Raw genomic sequence first — 18,383 nt, 5'->3', positions numbered from 1 at the left:
CCCTGGGTCCATCACGCTGAGTTCAGGATGAGCGCCGCACCCCTGCCACTGACGCCGGCTCTTCAGCAGCAGCTGCGCGACTGGTTGCAGGAGGACATCGGCCGCGGCGACCTCAGCGCTGCAGCCCTACGCCCTGGTCGTTGCCGGGCCCATTGGATCAGCAAGGCCCCGGGGGTGTTCTGCGGCGGCCCGCTCCTGGACTTCGTGTTTCGTGAGCTTGATCCGAAGGCCAGCGTGGAGCTGCTCGTGGCGGATGGGGACGCAGTGACCCCTGGCCAACGCCTGTTGAACCTGGAGGCCGAGGCGTCGGCCTTGGTGGCGGCAGAGCGCACGGCCTTGAACCTGGCGATGCGCCTCTCGGGGATCGCCACGGCCACGGCCCGGCTGGTGGCTGAACTGGAGGGCAGCGGCGTCCGGTTAGCGGACACCCGCAAGACCACCCCTGGTTTGCGGGTGCTGGAGAAGTACGCCGTGCGCTGCGGCGGTGGGGTGAACCATCGCCTCGGCCTGGATGACGCGGCGATGTTGAAGGAGAACCATCTGGCCTGGGCCGGTGGGGTCGCTGCAGCGATCGCCGCTGTTCGCTCTGCGGCCCCTTGGCCGGCGCGCGTCATCGTGGAGGCCGAGACCTCCGACGAGGCCCAGGCCGCGATTGAGGCCGGAGCCGATGGGGTGTTGCTCGATGAGTTCAGCCCCGAGGCCCTGCTGGAGCTCGTCCCCCAGCTGCGGGCCCTGACCAGCCGCCCTGTGGTGCTGGAGGCTTCGGGGGTGCAGCCGGAGCAGCTGCGGGCCTATGCCGCCACAGGACTGGATCTGATTTCCACCAGTGCACCGGTGACCCGCAGCAGCTGGCTGGACCTGAGCATGCGCTTCTCCAGCTGAGTTCATTCCCGCGGAGAGGGATGATCTGAAGATCTCCCCCGCATCTCCATGCTTCGCATCGCCCAGTCCCTGGAGAACCAGCTGCGCGATGCAATGCAACGGGCATTCCCTGAGGCGGCGGCGGCGGGCCAGGCCTTCGATCCCCAGCTCGCGCCGGCCAGCAAGCCCGAATTTGGTGATTTTCAGGCCAATGGCGCCTTGCCCCTGGCCAAGCCCTTAGGCCAGCCCCCCCGCAAGATTGCCGAGGCGGTGGTGGAGCAACTCAAGGCGGACGACGGCTTCATGGCCCTCTGCCAGGAGCCGCAGATTGCTGGCCCTGGCTTCATCAACATCACGCTTCAGCCCGAGCGTTTGGCGGCGGAGGTGCAGCAGCGCCTCGGGGATGTCCGCCTCGGCGTGCCTGCTGTGGAGCAGGCCGCTCCTGTGGTGGTGGACTTCTCCAGCCCCAACATCGCCAAGGAGATGCACGTGGGGCACCTGCGCTCCACGATCATTGGCGACTCCCTGGCCCGTGTTCTGGAGTTCCGCGGACACCCGGTCCTGCGGCTGAACCACGTCGGCGATTGGGGCACCCAGTTCGGGATGCTGATTACCCACCTCAAGCAGGTGGCCCCCGAGGCTCTGGAGACCGCCGATGCGGTGGACCTGGGCGACCTGGTGGCCTTCTACCGCGAGGCCAAAAAGCGCTTCGACGAGGACGAGGCCTTCCAGACCACCTCCCGGGAGGAGGTGGTGAAGCTGCAGGGGGGCGATCCTGTCTCCCTGAAGGCCTGGGGGCTGCTCTGTGACCAGAGCCGCCGAGAGTTCCAGAAGATCTACGACCGCCTGGACATTCGCCTGAGCGAACGGGGGGAGTCCTTCTACAACCCCTATCTCGAGGGGGTGGTTCGCGACCTGGAGGCCACGGGGCTGTTGGTGGTGGATGACGGAGCGGGTTGCGTCTTCCTCGAGGGGGTGAGCGGTAAGGACGGCAAGCCCCTGCCGGTGATCGTCCAGAAGAGCGATGGCGGCTTCAACTACGCCACCACCGACCTGGCGGCCATCCGTTATCGCTTCGGTTCAGCCCCGGAGGGTGATGGAGCCCGCCGGGTTGTGTACGTGACCGATGCCGGTCAGGCCAACCACTTTGCGGGGGTGTTTCAGGTGGCCCGCCGCGCCGGTTGGCTGCCCGAGGGGGCCCGTCTGGAGCATGTGCCCTTCGGTCTGGTGCAGGGGGAAGACGGCAAGAAGCTGAAAACCCGCGCCGGTGACACGGTGCGCCTGCGGGATCTGTTGGATGAGGCCGTCGAGCGCTCAGAGGCGGACTTGCGTCGCCGCCTGGAGGAGGAGGGCCGCAGTGAGGACGAGGCCTTCATCGCTCATGTGGCCAACACCGTCGGACTGGCGGCGGTGAAGTACGCCGACCTCAGCCAGAACCGAATCACCAACTACCAGTTCAGCTTTGATCGGATGCTGGCCCTGCAGGGCAATACGGCTCCCTACCTGCTCTACGCCGTGGTCCGCATTGCTGGGATCGCCCGCAAGGGCGGCGACCTGGATGCGGCTTCCGCAGGGGGGCTTCAGTTCAGCGAACCCCAGGAATGGGCCCTGGTGCGGGAGCTGCTGAAGTTCGATGCGGTGATCGCCGAGGTGGAGGAGGAGTTGCTGCCCAATCGCCTCTGCACCTATCTCTTTGAACTGAGCCAGGTCTTCAACCGCTTCTACGACCAGGTGCCCGTGCTCAAGGCTGAGCCAGAGGCCCTGCCGTCTCGCCTGGCCCTTTGCCGTCTGACCGCCGACACCCTCAAACTGGGCTTGGGTCTGTTGGGTATCCCAACGCTGGATCGGATGTGATGGAGCAACCGTCGCCATTGGCTCGCCCCGAGGTGGAGAGCCTGCATGCCTACAGCGCCCCCCTGGAGGGACGCCGAAAGCTCCTGCGGCTGGATTTCAACGAGAACACCGTCGGCCCAAGCCCCCGCGTTGTTGAAGCGCTGCGCTCCATTCCCGCCGATCACATCGGCATCTATCCGGAGTACGACGGTCTGCGCGAAGCGGTGGTCGCGAACCTTGGGCTCCCCCTGCAGCCCGATCAGGTCGGCCTATTCAATGGCGTTGATGCGGCGATTCATGCCGTCTTCCACGCCTATGGCGACCGCGGTGAGACGTTGCTCACCACCTCGCCAACCTTTGGTTACTACACCCCCTGCGCTCAGATGCAGGGGATGGTGATTGAGGCCGTTCCCTACGTCGGTGCGTCCTTCGCGTTCCCTCTGGAGGCGATTCGCGAGCGCCTGCAGGCCCTGCAGCCTCGCCTGCTCCTGATCTGCAACCCCAACAACCCCACGGGAACTCGCTTGGCTCCGGAGCTGATCCTTGAGCTCGCGGCCGCGGCTCCGGCAACCCTGGTGGTGGTGGATGAGCTCTACGAGGCCTTCACCGGTGACAGCGTGCTGCCCACGGCCGATTTCGCCGCCACTCCGAATCTGCTGGTGCTGCGCTCCTTGGCCAAAACCGCCGGCCTGGCGGGGCTGCGCATCGGCTTTGCCCTGGGCCATCCCTCGGTGGTGGATCGCATCAGCCGCGTCACGGGGCCCTATGACATCAACAGCTTTGCGGTCACCGCGGCCTTCGCGGCCCTGAAGGATCAGGCCTACGTGGATGCCTACGTGCAGGAGGTGTTGCAGGCCCGCACCTGGATGGCCCAGCAGCTCAAAGCAGCTGGAGTGCGCCACCACATCGATGGTGGGAACTATCTGCTGGTCTGGCCGAAGAACGATCCAGCACGGATCGATCAGGGGTTGCGGGAGGCGGGAATCCTGGTGCGAGCGATGACCGGCAAGCCGTTGATTGATGGCTCACTGCGGGTCAGCCTGGGAACCACAGCGCAGATGCAGCAGTTCTGGGCGGCCTATGCCGCCCTGGAAGGACTCGCGGCCTAGCGCATGACGTCGATCTGGGTGCCCTCGCCGAGCTTGCCCGGCAGGCTCAGCACCCGGCCGACCCGTTTGACGCTGGTGCCCTTCATGGCCTCCAGGAAGGGTTCGACGCTGCTTTGGTCGCAGTTCGCCGGGGTTTTGCCGCTGACGTACTGCACGGGGATCACCCGCTTGGGGGCTAGCTCACGCACCACCGCCGCGGCTTCCGCCCCGTCGTAGACCTTGGCGCCGCCGCCGACACCGACGATCAGCACGTCGGGCTTGCCCAGCAGCACACGATCCTCAGGACTCAGCTGGGCGGCTGTGCCACCGAGGTGGGCAAAGCTCAGGCCGCCCTGGTTCCAGCGCCAGAGGGTGGCCTGGCCGAAGCGCCGACCGCCAAAACGGTCGTGGGGTGCGGAGATGCCTTCGATCTTGAGGCCGGCGAGGCGGTAGGAGCCCGGTTGGCTCAGAAACTTGCCTTTCGCCACTGGAGCCCCTTCATCCAGCAGCAGGCTGCTGGCGAGAATCACATTGGCGCTGACCCGGGGTTCCGCCAGTCCTGAGGCGCAGGCCACGGCCTTGAACGGGTTCACCAGAACCTTGGCGCCACCGCCTTGGATCAGCAGGGCGCTGTGGCCGTAGCTGGTGATCGTCACACCGGTGTTGGCACTCGCCGCCAGGGGCAGGGCGACGGCTGCGGCAGCCAGGGTGCGGATCAGCAGGGCCATGGAGCAGCTGGAGTTGGGCCGAACGTTAGCCGGCTGCCGCTTGGGCCAGGAAATTCCCAAGGAGCTGATGACCGCTCTGGGTGAGGACGCTTTCCGGGTGGAACTGCACCCCCTGCAGATGGGGGTACTCCCTGTGGCGCAGGCCCATGATCGTGCCGTCTTCGAGCCAAGCGGTGATCTCGAGGCAGTCGGGCAGGGACTCCCGCTCGGCAATCAGGCTGTGGTAGCGGGTGGCCGTTAGGGGGTTGGGCAAGCCGGCGAAGACCCCAGCTCCCTCGTGGAGCACCGGGGAGGTCTTGCCATGCATCAGCTCCTTGGCTCGGATCACCTTGCCGCCGTAGACCTGGGCAATGGATTGATGGCCCAGGCAAACCCCCAAGGTGGGGACCTTTGGGCTGAGTTCCCGCAGGACCTCGAGGCAGACCCCGGATTGATCCGGGTCGCCGGGGCCCGGCGAAATCAAGATGGCATCGGGGTTGAGCTCACGGATCTGCTCCAGGCTCAAGGCGTCGTTGCGCTCGACCCGCAGGTCTTCGGTGATGGGGTGGTCGGCCGCCAGTTCACCCAGGTACTGCACCAGGTTGAAGGTGAAGCTGTCGTAGTTGTCGAGAACGAGAAGCATCAGCCCTGCAGCCAGGGCACCATTCAAACGCCCAGACGGACCAAGAGGGCGGGGAGCATCAGCAGCGCCGCGATCACCAAGGAACTCAGGGCAGCCACCAAGACCGCTGCGGCGGCGCAATCCTTGGCGATTCGAGCCAGGGGGTGAAATTGCCGGCCGATGGCCAGGTCGACCACCGCTTCGGTGGCGGTGTTGATCAGTTCCAGCACCAGGACGGCGGCCACGGTCAAGACCAGGACGGCCAGTTGGGGCAGGGGCAGCTGCAACCAGAGGCCCAGGCCAAAGACACAGGCCCCGGTCACCACATGGATGCGGAAATTCCGCTGGCTGCGGAAGCCGTAGATCAGGCCCTGGGCGGCATAGCGAAAGCTGGCCGGCAGATCACTGGCGACCTGCCAGGCTCCGAGCCGCCGCACCTTATTGCCAGCACCAGTTCCCGCCTCGCTCGCCTGATGCAGGCCTCGCCTGGAGGTTGGATCCGGGTCCTGGGGTTGAAGCATGGGCAAAGGCGACTGGTGCAGCCCTTTGGCCGCACCCTACCGCTGCTGGGTCCCGGCGAGAAGCTGCTGCTGCCTCTGCAACATCGCCTCGAGGCTGGCGTCGTCGGGATGGTCCCAGCCCAGCAGGTGCAGCAAGCCATGGGTGGCCAGGAACAGCAGTTCCTCCCGGAGGTTGTGCCCGTGTTCCGGGGCCTGCCGCGCAGCGGTTTCGACGGAGATGACGATGTCGCCGAGCTCCAGGGCATCGAGCAATCCCTCCTCCCCGTCGAAGTCGGGCATGGGGATCGCTGGGGCGTCGTCTAGGCCGTCGTCCTGGGCGGCGAAGGCCAGCACGTCCGTCGCCCCTTCCTTGTCACGCCAATCGCTGTTGAGGGCAGCGATCTCTTCGTCGTTCACCAGGCTCAGGCCGAGGCTGTAGGCCGGCGCCTGGAGGGGCTCTGGGAGTTCGCCCTTGAGCTGGCTCAGCCAGCCGTTGATCAGTGCATGCCAGGGCTCGATCCCCTGGATCGGATCGCAGAGCTCAGCGGCAGCCTCAACCAGGGCTTCCGGTAGATCCTCCGCGGCCTCAAAGGCCAAATCCAGGTCGGGTTCGGCCGTCATCGCTTCAGGCTCCAGGTACTTGGGGTTTGCCCAGCCAGGCCACCAGGACGATGAAGCCGACAAACCCCAGGGCGGTCAGGCCGAAGTGGAACAGGCTCAACTTGCCCTTGCGCACCATGTTGCGCATCGCCAGTTTCGTGAAACTGGGGTTCTCACCGGCCGCGCCGGAGGTCTCTTGCGTCGTGGGATCAGTCATCGCTGCTGGCTCCGGCCACTTCGACGCCGGCATGCAGCAGGCTCTGGATGAAGGGATCGAGATCGCCATCCATCACGCCTTGCACGTCGGTGGTTTCGTGCTGGGTGCGCAGGTCTTTCACCATTTGGTACGGGTGGAAGACGTAGTTGCGGATCTGGTTGCCCCAAGCCGCTTCGACGATGTCGCCGCGGATGTCGGCGATCTCAGCGGCGCGCTGCTCCTGGGCGATCACCAGCAGCTTGGCCATCAGCAGGGCCATGGCCTTTTCCTTGTTCTGGAGCTGGGAGCGCTCCTGGGTGCAGCGCACGAACAGACCCGTCGGGATGTGGAGGATGCGCACGGCGGTCTCCACCTTGTTCACGTTCTGGCCGCCGGCGCCGCCTGAGCGTGAGGTGGTGATCTCCAGGTCCTTTTCGGGAATATCCAGCTTCACCTCCTCCTCGATCTTGGGCATCACCTCCACGCCCGCGAAGCTGGTTTGGCGCTTGTCGTTGGCGTTGAACGGTGAGATGCGCACCAGCCGGTGGGTGCCCTTCTCGTTGCGCAGATAGCCGTAGGCGTAGCGGCCCTCGATTTCAATCGTGCAGCTTTTGATCCCCGCCTCTTCCCCGTCGCTGAGTTCGTCCACGGTCACCTTCATGCCGTGGTCTTCGGCCCAGCGGGTGTACATCCGCATCAGCATCAGCGCCCAGTCCTGGGCGTCGGTGCCGCCGGCGCCGGCATTGATGCTGATCACGGCCCCCTCTTTGTCATAGGTGCCGCTGAGCAGGCGCTCGAGCTCCCAGCGATCGAGGTCCGCCCGCAGCTTCTTCAGCGCTGCGTCCGATTCGCTGAGTAATTCGTCATCGGGCTCGAGCCCATAGATCTCAACCGTGGCCTCGGCGTCGGCCACGGCCCCCTGCCACTGGCTCAGCTGCTCGAGCTGGGCTTTCACCTCATCGAGCTGGCGCATCTTGGACTGCGCCAGCTTTTGGTCATCCCAAAAATCTGGCTGGGAGGCCAGTTGCTCGAGATCCTGTTGCCGTGCTTTCAGTGCAGCGACGTCAAAGACAGTCCTGGGCATTGCCCAGGCGGTCAGTGAGCTCAGAGAGATCGCGCTTGAAGTCGGTGAGGTCGAGCACCAGGCCGAGAGGAACTTGGTTTGACCGTATCAGCGCAGGCCTTGGGCGGGTCGGCTTCCCGTCCAAGACCCTCAAATCTCGCTTCTAGGATTTCGAAACGCTTGAGAAGTGGCGCCATGCCGACGGTTGAGATCTACACCTGGCGCGCCTGTCCGTTTTGCATTCGCGCCAAGGCGCTCCTGGATCGCAAGGGTGTGACCTACACCGAATACGCCATTGACGGCGATCAGGCCGCCCGCCGGGCCATGTCTGAGAAAGCGGGTGGACGCACCAGTGTTCCCCAGACCTTCATTAACGGTGAACACGTCGGCGGCTGTGATGACCTCTACGCCCTTGAGCGCAGTGGCCAACTCGATGCCCTGCTGGGAGCCTGAGCTTGAGCGCTCTCACTAGCGGTCTGCCCGCGCAGCTGTTTGTGATCGATCCGATCGCACGGCTGCGTCCAACCAAAGACTCCAGCGTCGCCCTGATGCAGGCGGCCCAGCGCGCCGGTCAGCAGGTCTGGGTCTGTACGCCAGCCCAGCTTTCCGTGCAAGGCCAGGACGCCCTGGTGCAGGCCCAGCCGATTCGCCTGGCTGAGATCAAGCCAACGGCCAGCGGTTGGGACCTCCCGGACCAGTGGTTTGAAGCGGATGAGCCCCGCTGGCTTCCCCTCAGCAGCTTTCCGCTGGTGTGGATGCGCAAGGACCCACCGGTGGATGAGGCGTACCTCTACGCCACCCACCTGTTGGAGCTGGCGGAGCGCCAGGGGGTGCGGGTCCTGAATCGCCCCGCTTCGCTGCGGGCTTGGAACGAAAAGCTGGGAGCGCTGCGTTGGAGCCATCTGATGGCCCCCAGCCTGGTCAGCGCTGATGTGGAGCAACTGGCGGCCTTTGCTGCGGACCACGGTGATGTGGTGCTCAAACCCCTCGGCGGGCGAGCCGGTCAAGGGGTCGTGCGCAGCCATGGAGCAGCGCCGGGTTTGAAGGCCCTGCTTGAGCTGGTCACGGCCCAACAGGCCCTGCCGGTGATGGTCCAGGCCTTTCTCCCGGCGGTGACGGCCGGTGACAAGCGCATCCTCTTGGTGGATGGTGAGCCCCTGGGGGCGGTGAACCGGAAGCCTGCGGCCGGGGAGTTCCGCAGCAACCTCGCGGTGGGTGGCTCGCCCCAGGCGACGGAACTGACCGAGCGGGAGCGTCAGATCTGCGCGGAGTTGACCACAAGCCTGCGGGCGGAGGGGCTGTTCTTCGTCGGCATCGACGTCATTGATGGACGCCTGAGTGAGATCAATGTCACCAGCCCCACCGGGGTGCGTGAGGTGGAGCGGCTGAGCGGTATCCCCCTGGCCGATCAGACGATGGAGCGCCTCCTAGCTGGGTAGGCCTGCTCCGCAGTGGTCGCAGAACTGAGCTTCAGCCCTGTGGCTCGTGGTGTGGCACTGCCCGCAGCTGCGCTGCACCAGGGTCGGTTGCAACCGCTGCATCTGCTGGAATTTCGCCCCAACGATTCCAGTAGGCACGGCAATGATGCTGTAGCCCAGGAGCATCACCAATGAGGCCACAAAGCGGCCGAGGGGTGTGACTGGAGCGACATCGCCGTAGCCCACGGTCGTGATGGTTACGACGGCCCAGTAGATGCCAATCGGGATGCTGCGGAAGCCGCTCTCGGGGCCTTCGATCACGTACATCGCGGTGCCGATCAACACCACCAGCGCAACGATGGTCAGCAGGAACACCGTGATCTTGCGGCGGCTCTGGACGAGGGCCTGACGCAGCTGATCGGCCTCCTTGAGGTAGGCCCCCAGCTTGAGGATCCGGAACACCCGCAGCAGGCGCAGCACCCGAATGATCAGAAAGGCCTGACCGACGGGGATGCCAATGGTCAGGAGGGGCGGAATGCTCGAGACCAAATCCACCACGCCAAAAAAGCTGCGGGCGTAGCGCAGGGGCGTGCGGCTACAGAGCAGGCGCAGCAGGTACTCCAGGCTGAAGAGGGTGGAGAAGACCCACTCGGCGCCGCTGAACCAGGGGCCAAACAGGCTGTCCAGCTGGCGATCACTTTCCAGAGCCACCAGCAGCACGCTGGAGCCGATGGCGATCAGCAGAGCGAGATCGAAGTTCTTGCCGGCGGGGGTGTCGGATTCAAAAATCACCCGCTCGAGTCGGGTTTTGCCCAGCCATTGGCGCAGGCCCAGGGCAGCCAGCAGGCAGAGGGCTAGGAGGACCGTGCCGACCCCCAGCTGCATCAGCGCAGGCTCTCGCTGTGGGGCAAATCGAGTTGCTGTTGGAGCACCCCGAGTTTCAGGGCGACTTCCGCCAGCTCGCGCTCAACCGCGGATCCGCGCACCAGGCCAGCGCCAGCGGTGAGCTCGAGCCGGCGGCCCTGGAGGCTGCCGCTGCGGATGGCGACGCGCAGTTCGGTGTCCCCTTCGCTGTCGATCCAGCCGATTGGTGCGGCGTAGTAGCCCCGCTCGAATGGCTCCAGGCTGCGCAGGGCAGCCATGGCCTCGCGGCGGGGAAGGCCGGCCACCGCCGGGGTGGGATGCAGGGCGGCCGCCAGGGAGAGCGGTTGTTGATCCTCGAGCGCCGCACTGATGGGGGTGTGCAGATGCACCATCTGCCCGTGCCTGGCCAGTCGCGGGTGACGCGGTCTGCGGGTGGTCAGGCCTGCGGCGCGCAGGACGTCGGTGATCGCTTCGACCACGAGTTCGTGTTCACGCCGGTCCTTGTCGGAGCGGGTCAGCAGCTCGGCAGTCGGCCCCACCGGCGCCGTGCCGGCCAGGGCGTCGCTGCGCAGTTGTCCCTGGCGCACCGTCAGCAGTCGCTCGGGCGAGGCGCCCAGCAGGGCTGGACCTCCAGCCTGCTGCCAGAGAAAGCGGCAGCTGCCGGGTTGGCGCAGCCGGAGTTGGGCCAACAGCTGGAGCGGATCCAGCGGTTGATCGAGGAGCAGTTGCTGGCGCACCGCCAGCACCAACTTGCGCAGGCGACCCTCCTCGACCAGTTCCACGCCGCGCTGCACCACAGAGCGGTAGCCCTCCTGCCAGGAGGAGCGGCTGGCGATGGCCGGACCGGGGGCATGCCCCTGGTCGGCGCAGGGATCGGAGGGCAGGGCACCCAGGCGCTCGGCCTGCTCCCAGAGTTCTTCGGCGACGCTGCGGGCGCTGATGTCCCCGCCGAGGTTGCGCTGCAGCCGCAGCCAGCAGTGGCGCCCCTGCTTGCTCAGCTGCCAGCGGGGCAGGACCGCCTGAACGCCAGGCACCCCTTCGCCTTCGTGCAGGGGGCTGTCAAAAAACGAGAACGCCAGCAGCACCCTGGGCCGTGCCAGGGGCGGGCAGTGTTGCGGTGCGGCCAGGCGATTGAGGCTGACGGCACTGAAGCGCTGGGCTAATTCGAAGCGCCGGGGACCGCTGAGTTCCAGGCTGTTGCAGCGTCCGCTGGCGGCGAGGCACAGCCCGGGGGCGCTGTCCCAGAGGAAGCGAAACCGCTCTCCCTCTTCCAGCTGGCTGAGCAGCGCCATCGGATCCCGGCTGGGGATCGCCACGGCCAGGCTGAGCACGCCCTCTCCCTCGAGCTGGCGCTCACCTGCCTGGGCGGCGGTCAGCAGATCGCTGAAGCTGGTTGTGACGCTGGTGGGGGCCTGCAACCGAAACGGGCCGATGCGGCTGCTCAAATGTATGGGCCTTCCCGCACCTCGAGTTGCCTCTGCCCGCTGACGAGCCTCAGGTCGTCGCAAGCCTTCATGCCCCTGCCGCCGAGCGCAGGCGCCTGTGGAAGGCTGCGATCAAGTGGCCGATGTATGCCGTGGCCGTGATGCCAGTCCTGCTGGCCGCCGGTTGGCGTGTGCAGCAGGAGCTCCCGGTGCGGCTGGATCAGCTGCTGTTGTTTCTGCTCGCGGCCGTGCTGCTGCTGGCCTGGGAGAACCTGGCCAATGACGTCTTTGATGCGGATACGGGCGTCGATGCCAACGGGAAGCCCCATTCCCTGGTGAATCTCACGGGCCGGCGGGATCGGGTGTCGCTTCTGGCCAATGGAGCTCTGTTGCTCGGCCTGCTGTTGATGGCCCTGGTGGCTGCGCGCAGCCATGGCGCCGTGCTGGCCCTGGTGCTGGCCTGCTGCGGTCTGGGCTACCTCTACCAAGGCCCCCCGTTCCGCCTGGGCTATCGCGGTCTGGGAGAGCCCCTTTGCTGGTTGGCCTTCGGTCCGTTGGCGACGGCCGCCGGCTTGATGGCCCTCGCCCCAGCGGGAGCAGCGGCGGTGCCCTGGCGGGCGGCCCTGGAGTTGGGCAGTGGTCCGGCCTTGGCGACGACCTTGGTGCTGTTCTGCTCCCACTTCCATCAGGTGGAGGAGGACGCGGCCCATGGCAAACGCTCTCCCGTGGTGCGCCTGGGCACGGGACGGGCGGCGGCCCTGGTGCCCTGGTTGGTGGCGGGTTGCCTGGCGTTTGAGTGGGCGCCGGTTCTGGTGAACCATTGGCCCTTGACCGCACTACTGGGAGCGGCGGGCTTGCCTCCAGCCCAGGCCCTGATTCGCCTGCTGCGGGAGCACCACCGCGAACCGGAGCGCATCAGTGGCAGCAAGTTTTTGGCCCTGCGTTTCCAGGCCCTCAATGGCTTGGGCCTGGCCCTGGGCTTGGCCTTGGGCTGATGCAACTGCAGTGGCGGCCCTATCGCTTTCGGCTGCCCAGTGCCTTGGTCAGTGCCCAAGGACGCTGGCTGGAGCGTCGGGGTTGGTTGCTGCGTTTGCAGGGACCGTGCGGCTGCTTGGGATGGGGGGAGGTGCCCGAGCTGCCCGCCGCCTGGATCAAACCTGAGCCAGGGCGGCTTCCGCTGCAGCAGGCCCTCGAGCAATTCCCGCTGGAGCAGGAGCGCAGCGGACTCGAGGCGCAGCTGCCCGAGCTGCCCAGTGCCCTGGCCTTGGGCTTGGGGATGGCCCTGGCTGAGCTGGATGGCCTGGGCGAGGACGGCTGGCTCCAGGCGCCCATCTCCGCCGAGCTTCTGCCGGCTGGTTCGGAGGTTCTCCCGGCCCTGGCGGCCTTGCTGGAGCGTTCATCCGCGGCTCCCCGGACTGTGAAGTGGAAGGTGGCGGTCGGCGCTGACGCCCAGGAGCGCGCGCTGTTGGATCGGTTGCTGGAGCAACTCCCAGCGAATTGGCACCTGCGCCTGGATGCCAACGGCGGCTGGGATCGTCAGACGGCCCAGGGTTGGGCGGAGCGCCTGCAGGGCGAGTCGCGCTTGCAGTGGCTGGAGCAACCGCTGGCTCCAGCTGATGTCCAGGGGCTGAGGGCCCTGGCGGAGCGGGTCCCAGTGGCCCTCGATGAAGCCCTGCGGCAGTGCCCGGAGCTCTATGGCGCCGACTGGACGGGCTGGCGCGTGCACCGGCCCCTGGCGGAGGGTGATCCGCGTCCTCTGCTTCAGCAGTTGCAGCGGGGCCTGCCCCGCCTGGTGGTCAGCACGGCCTTCGAGACAGGGATTGGCCGGCGCTTTCTGCATCACCTGGCCGGTCTCCAGGCCCTCGGCCCCACTCCGGTGGCCCCGGGCCTGGCGCCCGCCTGGCAGCCAGAGGGCCCCCTGTTCAGCGCCGATCCCCAGCAGGTTTGGGAGGCGGCAGCCCCATGAGCCCTTTGCAGTTGCTGCTGGATCAGGGGGACCGTGCGGCCTTGGCCGAGCAGCTGCGGTTGAGTTGGCGCGATGGACTGACCACGGCGGTGGTGGCGCCTCAGGAACAGCAGATGGTGGCGCCCCTGTTGGAGGCAGCCCTGCCGGCCGACCTGGGCCCGGGAGTCGTGCTGGGCACCGGCGGCAGTGCCGGCGCGCGCCGCTGGTGCCTGCAGCCCTTGGCTGGCCTGCAGCGCGCGGCCACAGCCACGGCCGAATGGCTCCTGGGCGTCGGCCTCGATCCGGGGAACTGTGAGCTGCTCAACCCCCTGCCGCTGCACCACATCAGTGGCCTGATGCCCCTGGTGCGGGCCGAGCAGTGGCGGGTGCCCATGCGTTGTTTGCCGCCGCAGTGGTTGCGGGACCCGGCGCTGCTTGTTGAAAACGCCCCCCTCGATCGCAAGCGGCCGGCGCTGGTCTCACTGGTGCCAACGCAGCTGCAGCGGCTGCTGGAGGATCCCCGCGCTCTGGCCTGGTTGCGCGGCTGTGCCGTGATCTGGGTCGGCGGAGCGGCCTTGCCGCAGGCGCTGGCGGAGGACTGCCGGCGCGAGGGCCTGCACCTGGCCCCCTGCTACGGCAGTACGGAGACGGGGGCGATGGTGGCGGCTCAGTTGCCGCAGGCTTTTTTGGCGGGACAGAGCGGTTGCGGTCAGCCCTTGGCCCATGCCGAGCTGCAGGTTGACCCCAGCAGTGGCGCCCTGCAGATCCGCGGCGAGAGCCTGGCGGCGGCCCTCTGGTCTGGTGAGGCCTGGGAGCCCCTGCCGCTGCAGCAGGGCTGGTGGAGCAGTGGCGACCTCGCCCGCCTTGATGCGGGTGGTCTTCAGCTGCTGGGCCGACTGGATGGTGCGATCCAAAGCGGCGGGGAAACGGTGTTCCCTGAGCAGGTGGAGCTGGTGCTGCAGCAGCAGCTCAAGCAGGCGGGTCTGCCGATCGAGTCGCTGCTGCTGCTTCCGGTAGAGGACCCCCTGTGGGGCGCCCGCTTGCTGGCCCTGGTGCGGCCGGCCGGACCGCAGGACTGGCCAGCGCTGGAGCGCGCTCTGCAGCGCTTGGCTGAGCTGTTGCCTCCGGCCCAGCGGCCCCGTCAGTGGCTCTGCTGTGAGGCCTTGGAGCGCAATGCCATGGGCAAGTGGGAGCGCCAGCGCTGGCGCCATTGGCTCCAGTCCCTGCCGTGACAGATCCAGCGGCCTTTGCTAGAAGCGGCCTGTGGCGGGAGGACCGATGGTCGAGAGCAACCTCACCGAAGCCAGCAATAAAAAGCTCGCGGCTGGCCTGCTGGCGATCTTTTTGGGCTCATTCGGTGTGCACAAATTTGTGCTGGGTTACAACACCGCTGGGCTGATCATGTTGCTGGTCACGGTGTTGACCTGTGGCATCGCTGGTTTTGTGATGGGCGTGATTGGAATCATTGAGGGAATCATCTACCTCACGAAGACCCCAGAAGAATTCGAGTCGATCTACATCCAGAACAGCAAAGAGTGGTTCTGAGGTGTGGCCTTGAAGTCGGCCCATCGCTGGATCCTGCCGCTCTCCGCTCTGGTCAGTGTGGGCTTGTTCTCAACGGTTCCGGCCCAGGGCTTTCACCCCTTTGCTCTGCTGGCGAGTTTGCTGCCGCTGCAACTGGCTGCGCTGTTTTGGTGCCTTGGCGTTGTTTCTAAAGGGGCTGAATCCCGCCTTGTAGGGCAGAGGCTTCCAGCCAACGATTGATCCCTGGCGGCAATTCACAGCGTTGCCGGCCGTCGCTGCGGATGGCCAGATGGCGTGTGAGCCCTTCAGCGACCAGCTGGTCGTCGCTGCTGAAGCTGTAGCGCACTTCAAAGCAGCCCGGATCGAGCCGCGTCGGTTTCAGGCTGATGGCCAGCGGGGATCCGCAGACCAAAGGGCGGCGGAAATCGGCGCTGCAGTGAACGATCGGTAGGCCCACCTCTGGAGTGCACCCAGGGGTCGGGAAAATCTCGGCTGCGTTGAGGCCAAAGCGCTCGAGGCTTTCTTCATAGGCCTCATGGCACCAGCGCAGGAGCTGTTGAAAGTGCATGACCCCGGCGGCGTCGGTTTCACCGAAACGCACGCTGCGGCAAAGCATCAACCAGCTGTTCGGATTCATTGCAGGCCGAAGTCAAACCCGCGAAGGGCTCTGCACGATGGGTTCAGTTTGAGGGATGACATGGCCTCGCCGCTGGCTACGGAATCACCCAGCATTAATCGGGCCTGGGAAGCCTTTGTTGCTCACGTGCCTGCGATTTTGTTGGCCTGGATCGCGGCGATGGGCATCAGCGTGATCGGCACGGTGGTCTATTTCGTGATCAGTGCCTTGCTGACGATGCTCAGCGGCGCCGACCCCAATGGCGGTGGAACGGTGTTGGCGATGGTCCTGGGGCAGCTCGGTCAGTTGCCCTTCATGGTCCTCTCCAGTTTCGTCGGGGTGTTGCTTGCGGCTATTCCCGCTCTCTATTACGAACGCGGTGAGGTGATTACGGTTCAGGCTGCCTTTGCAGCGCTGTTCGAGAAGCCCTGGCGTTACCTCTGGGCCGGTGTTCTGTTTACGGTCCTGGTTCTGGTGGGCTTCCTCTTTTGCGTGCTTCCAGGGGTGTTGATCTTGTTCGTCACCCCTCTCTATGTGAATCGCATTTTCAACACCAACTTGAGCGTGACCGATGCTTTTGCCGCGTCGGTCCAGGCCCTCTTTCGCTCTCCCCAGGGGATCCAGTATTTGGGTCTGGAACTGCTAACGACCCTTCTTGTTCTGGTGGTGTCGATCTGCACCTGTGGTTTCGGCGCGCTTTTGGCGCTACCGGTGAGCTCTTTTTACCTGCAGAATGCCGCTTACAGCAAGGGTTTAATTAGTTCGTGATTGGTTGGAGCTCTACGCCTTGTAGCTTGTTCTTCGCCTCTCTGTAACCGGCTTCGAGCGCTGTGTCGCAGCAGCTCCAGTCGAGGAGCCCTGCTGACATCAGGTCTGGTTTGAGTACACAGTCCGCAAGATGTTCCGCGTCGTCTGACTTTTGTCGTGCAGCGCCCAGAATGGAATACAAGATTGTGTCGGTTAGTAATGGCATCGATCGCTTGGCCAGGCCGGCCCTGGATAGCCATTGAATGATGGCGCCTTTGCTATCAGCAATTGTTGGGATCGTGCGTTGGCCCTCTCCATGGTCGAGAGAGATTGCGATCACGACTCCTGAAGTTGAGCTCCGCGCTTCGGTAATCGGAAGGTTGTCAATAACGCTGCCGTCAACGTGAAGAGAACCATCCTCCATTTGGACCGGTGGAAGTATGCCTGGAATCGACATGCTCGCGATCACGCGATCCAGTAGGTTTCCAGCCGACCAGGCTGTCAGATGGTTTCTTGAGATATTTGTGGAAAGTGGTCGAAAAGGAATCCAGGTGTCGTGAATGTCGAAACTGCTGTAATCGGTCTTGAGTTGTTCGAGGCCTGTGCTGTACTGAAGAAGGGAGTGGAATGACGGGGAAAAAGAGTAGGGAGAGCCATCGACAAAAATCACTCTCATGTACTTATAAATAGCCTCCCAGGGCATCTCAAAGGAGTAAAGCATGCCAACGAAGGATCCAATGCTGACCCCGTAGATCAAATCAAGTTCTAGTGCTCCTGTCTCTTGAAGAGCCTTGATGGCGCCGACATGTGCGAAGCCCTTGGCTCCTCCGCCCCCAAGTACCAAAGTCGTTGCGATTCCAAGGATGCACCGCGCCGCTCTTAAGGCGTCGGTTTGACAATCTTTGCGCACATTGTAGACATGGTGAACTGTTAGGCTGCTTGCCCTTTCTTGTAGCGGATCGGGTTTTTCCTGCTCCGATGGCCAGAGTCGAATGAGGTCAACCACTTCATCCTTTCTGGTGGATATCTGGGCACTAATCTCATTGCCGCTGATCAAAAGAAGGTTGGCATCAATGAGCTTTAGGTTGGAAGCCGAGATCAGTGTGTGTTCGTCAATGAGGAATGCGACTGAGCGTTCATTCTCGATCGATCGAGTGATATCGGCGATTTGTTCCTCGTGTGGCCATGTGCCTCTGCGTTTGTCAATGATGTCGATCTTTTTTGATTGAGAGAGTGCGTCGCAGAGTTGCTCCGCTCCGCTGGAGTCGGTGCGATTCAGGCTGTCTCTGATCACAATGAGCCTTGCGCCATGGCCCTTGTTCAGTGTTCTTCCTCTCGAGGCCTCGCGTGCGATTGAGGCCAGCATTCTTTTGCAGAGTCTCGGTGATTGATCCAGTAATTGGTTGAACGCGTCGCTGTCAATGGAAGCAAGAGTGCTCTCCGTTGTGGCGATCGCGGTTGCTGATCTCGCATTGCCGCAGAGCATTGCGTATGTTCCAAAGAGGCTTCCTTTTGAAGCCCTGTGAAATGGCGTTTTCGTTCGTGAGTTGGATAATTCATAAAGGCTGATAATGCCTTCCAGTACGACATAGGCTTTTCCGCCTGTGTCGCCCTGTTGAAAGATCAACTCATCGGGTTCGAAATGCTCGACTTTGAACAGTTCGCCTTTGATGTCGGACGGATCAATGCAGTCAAAGAACGGTGAGATACTGACCAGCTTCTCGATGATTCTCATGCGGGTCAGGCTTGGCCTTCTGCCTACCGTATGAAGGCAGTCGTGGCTCGTCAAGGAGAGCGCCTTACAGGCTGCTGGCCCTCGCGAAAGATTCCGTTTAGAGATTGTGTGAGGTTGGTGAGTCTATGCGCTCTATCTGTGTCGGCCTCACCTCTGATTGCTGTTAATAGCAACTAACTCAAGAGCGGGAAGTGAAGCCATGCGGGTGCTGCCATGTCTCCAATGTTGACGACAATGCGCATGAGCCAGTAGGCAAGCAAACCGACGGCGAAGCTCCCCAGGGGCCAGGCCGGGATCCCCCGCGGCAGCAGGCGCCTTTGGCGGATCGAGAACACGGACCAAGCCAGTAGGGCCCCCGCCACCACTGGGCCAAAAGCATGGAGCTGCAGGGCCCCATCAAGATTGCCGGTCAAGCTGGCGGCGGTGGCGCGGGTCAGGTAGCAGGTCGGGCAGGGAACGCCCGTGAGTGCCCGCAGCGGACAGCTCCAGCCGGGCAGGCCCGGGTGCAGGCCCTTCAGCCAGAGCGCGCCGGTGAGTCCGGCAGGCAGCAGATAGCCGCTGCGTTGAATCCGTTGAAGAAACCGATTAGCGGTCAACCGAGCCCATGATCACGTCGATCGAGCCCAGGATCGCCATGATG

Annotated in this window: 21 protein-coding genes; 10 read left to right on the top strand and 11 right to left on the bottom strand. The window is 64.6% G+C overall.

The annotated features are described in order from the left end of the window. Window positions 1-27: 27 nt before the first annotated feature. The 3 genes from nadC to QZ186_RS09450 are packed head-to-tail and all read left to right on the top strand — an operon-like array spanning window position 28 to window position 3,803. Window positions 28-882 carry a carboxylating nicotinate-nucleotide diphosphorylase gene (gene nadC, locus QZ186_RS09460; protein WP_296416573.1) on the top strand — a complete coding sequence of 285 codons (855 nt, stop codon included), beginning with the start codon at window positions 28-30 and terminating at the stop codon, window positions 880-882. 48 nt (window positions 883-930) lie between these two features. Then, window positions 931-2,715 carry an arginine--tRNA ligase gene (gene argS, locus QZ186_RS09455; protein ID WP_296416572.1) on the top strand — a complete coding sequence of 595 codons (1,785 nt, stop codon included), beginning with the start codon at window positions 931-933 and terminating at the stop codon, window positions 2,713-2,715. Next, window positions 2,715-3,803 carry a histidinol-phosphate transaminase gene (locus tag QZ186_RS09450; protein WP_296416571.1) on the top strand — a complete coding sequence of 363 codons (1,089 nt, stop codon included), beginning with the start codon at window positions 2,715-2,717 and terminating at the stop codon, window positions 3,801-3,803. The genes argS and QZ186_RS09450 overlap by 1 nt, the downstream gene beginning before the upstream one ends. On the opposite strand, the gene QZ186_RS09445 is transcribed toward QZ186_RS09450, so the two are convergent. The 6 genes from QZ186_RS09445 to prfB all read right to left on the bottom strand — a co-directional run bounded on the left by QZ186_RS09445 (window position 3,800) and on the right by prfB (window position 7,549). Then, a complete protein-coding gene (locus QZ186_RS09445; RefSeq protein WP_296416570.1) occupies window positions 3,800-4,510 on the bottom strand; it encodes an MBL fold metallo-hydrolase in 711 nt (236 codons plus the stop codon). The two genes, QZ186_RS09450 and QZ186_RS09445, sit on opposite strands and share 4 nt — an antisense overlap. Window positions 4,511-4,535: 25 nt before the next feature. After that, window positions 4,536-5,132: an aminodeoxychorismate/anthranilate synthase component II gene (locus QZ186_RS09440; RefSeq protein WP_010313452.1), complete on the bottom strand. Its 597-nt coding sequence runs from the start codon at window positions 5,130-5,132 to the stop codon at window positions 4,536-4,538. Window positions 5,133-5,155: 23 nt separating this feature from the next. Then, window positions 5,156-5,632 (bottom strand): diacylglycerol kinase family protein, encoded by a 477-nt coding sequence (locus QZ186_RS09435; protein WP_296416568.1) that lies wholly within the window; start codon window positions 5,630-5,632, stop codon window positions 5,156-5,158. Window positions 5,633-5,668: 36 nt separating this feature from the next. After that, window positions 5,669-6,232 carry an rRNA maturation RNase YbeY gene (gene ybeY, locus QZ186_RS09430; protein ID WP_296416567.1) on the bottom strand — a complete coding sequence of 188 codons (564 nt, stop codon included), beginning with the start codon at window positions 6,230-6,232 and terminating at the stop codon, window positions 5,669-5,671. 4 nt (window positions 6,233-6,236) lie between these two features. Continuing rightward, window positions 6,237-6,428 carry a DUF3285 domain-containing protein gene (locus QZ186_RS09425; RefSeq protein WP_010313447.1) on the bottom strand — a complete coding sequence of 64 codons (192 nt, stop codon included), beginning with the start codon at window positions 6,426-6,428 and terminating at the stop codon, window positions 6,237-6,239. Next, window positions 6,421-7,549, bottom strand: a protein-coding gene (gene prfB / locus QZ186_RS09420) for a peptide chain release factor 2 (protein ID WP_296416566.1) whose coding sequence is annotated in 2 segments (ribosomal slippage) — window positions 6,421-7,473 and window positions 7,475-7,549 — 1,128 coding nt in all. Because the reading frame shifts where the segments join, the coding sequence is not laid out codon by codon here. The genes QZ186_RS09425 and prfB overlap by 8 nt, the downstream gene beginning before the upstream one ends. Window positions 7,550-7,665: 116 nt before the next feature. Here prfB and grxC point away from each other — a divergent pair. Further along, the gene (gene grxC / locus QZ186_RS09415; protein WP_247476841.1) at window positions 7,666-7,923 is read left to right on the top strand and encodes a glutaredoxin 3; all 258 of its coding nucleotides are present in this window, start codon (window positions 7,666-7,668) and stop codon (window positions 7,921-7,923) included. Window positions 7,924-7,925: 2 nt separating this feature from the next. Beyond that, a complete protein-coding gene (gene gshB / locus QZ186_RS09410) occupies window positions 7,926-8,909 on the top strand; it encodes a glutathione synthase (RefSeq protein WP_296416565.1) in 984 nt (327 codons plus the stop codon). Here the strand turns inward: gshB and QZ186_RS09405 are convergent. Together QZ186_RS09405 and QZ186_RS09400 are read right to left on the bottom strand one after the other, a co-directional pair. Further along, entirely contained in the window at window positions 8,898-9,773 is an 876-nt protein-coding gene (locus tag QZ186_RS09405) for an ion transporter (RefSeq protein ID WP_296416564.1), read from the bottom strand. The two genes, gshB and QZ186_RS09405, sit on opposite strands and share 12 nt — an antisense overlap. Further along, entirely contained in the window at window positions 9,773-11,197 is a 1,425-nt protein-coding gene (locus QZ186_RS09400; protein ID WP_296416563.1) for an isochorismate synthase MenF, read from the bottom strand. Before QZ186_RS09400 ends, QZ186_RS09405 begins: the two co-directional genes overlap by 1 nt. Window positions 11,198-11,319: 122 nt before the next feature. Between QZ186_RS09400 and menA the strand changes: the two genes are divergently transcribed. The 4 genes from menA to QZ186_RS09380 are packed head-to-tail and all read left to right on the top strand — an operon-like array spanning window position 11,320 to window position 14,666. Continuing rightward, the gene (gene menA / locus QZ186_RS09395; RefSeq protein WP_296416575.1) at window positions 11,320-12,171 is read left to right on the top strand and encodes a 2-carboxy-1,4-naphthoquinone phytyltransferase; all 852 of its coding nucleotides are present in this window, start codon (window positions 11,320-11,322) and stop codon (window positions 12,169-12,171) included. After that, a complete protein-coding gene (gene menC, locus QZ186_RS09390) occupies window positions 12,171-13,142 on the top strand; it encodes an o-succinylbenzoate synthase (RefSeq protein ID WP_296416562.1) in 972 nt (323 codons plus the stop codon). The genes menA and menC overlap by 1 nt, the downstream gene beginning before the upstream one ends. Next, window positions 13,139-14,353, top strand: a complete 1,215-nt coding sequence (locus tag QZ186_RS09385; protein WP_296416561.1) for an AMP-binding protein — start codon at window positions 13,139-13,141, stop codon at window positions 14,351-14,353. Before menC ends, QZ186_RS09385 begins: the two co-directional genes overlap by 4 nt. A gap of 46 nt (window positions 14,354-14,399) precedes the next feature. Then, window positions 14,400-14,666, top strand: a complete 267-nt coding sequence (locus tag QZ186_RS09380; protein ID WP_010313418.1) for a TM2 domain-containing protein — start codon at window positions 14,400-14,402, stop codon at window positions 14,664-14,666. A gap of 166 nt (window positions 14,667-14,832) precedes the next feature. Here QZ186_RS09380 and QZ186_RS09375 read toward each other — a convergent pair whose 3' ends face one another. Then, entirely contained in the window at window positions 14,833-15,282 is a 450-nt protein-coding gene (locus QZ186_RS09375; protein WP_010313415.1) for a thioesterase family protein, read from the bottom strand. A 60-nt stretch (window positions 15,283-15,342) separates the two neighbouring features. On the opposite strand from QZ186_RS09375, the gene QZ186_RS09370 reads away from it, so the two are divergent. Then, the gene (locus QZ186_RS09370) at window positions 15,343-16,029 is read left to right on the top strand and encodes a hypothetical protein (protein WP_247476851.1); all 687 of its coding nucleotides are present in this window, start codon (window positions 15,343-15,345) and stop codon (window positions 16,027-16,029) included. On the opposite strand, the gene QZ186_RS09365 is transcribed toward QZ186_RS09370, so the two are convergent. Further along, the gene (locus tag QZ186_RS09365; RefSeq protein WP_296416559.1) at window positions 16,019-17,743 is read right to left on the bottom strand and encodes a cyclic nucleotide-binding and patatin-like phospholipase domain-containing protein; all 1,725 of its coding nucleotides are present in this window, start codon (window positions 17,741-17,743) and stop codon (window positions 16,019-16,021) included. The two genes, QZ186_RS09370 and QZ186_RS09365, sit on opposite strands and share 11 nt — an antisense overlap. A 173-nt stretch (window positions 17,744-17,916) precedes the next feature. Further along, entirely contained in the window at window positions 17,917-18,339 is a 423-nt protein-coding gene (locus QZ186_RS09360) for a DUF2752 domain-containing protein (RefSeq protein WP_367268120.1), read from the bottom strand. Window positions 18,340-18,383 lie beyond the last annotated feature (44 nt).

This window comes from Vulcanococcus sp. DEBay_Sum29NL08_54 (genome assembly GCF_017859255.1).
In the GTDB taxonomy this organism is placed as follows: domain Bacteria; phylum Cyanobacteriota; class Cyanobacteriia; order PCC-6307; family Cyanobiaceae; genus Vulcanococcus.
The sequence above is the reverse complement of the archived record's forward strand: the minus strand, read 5'-3'. Positions and strand labels throughout refer to the sequence as shown.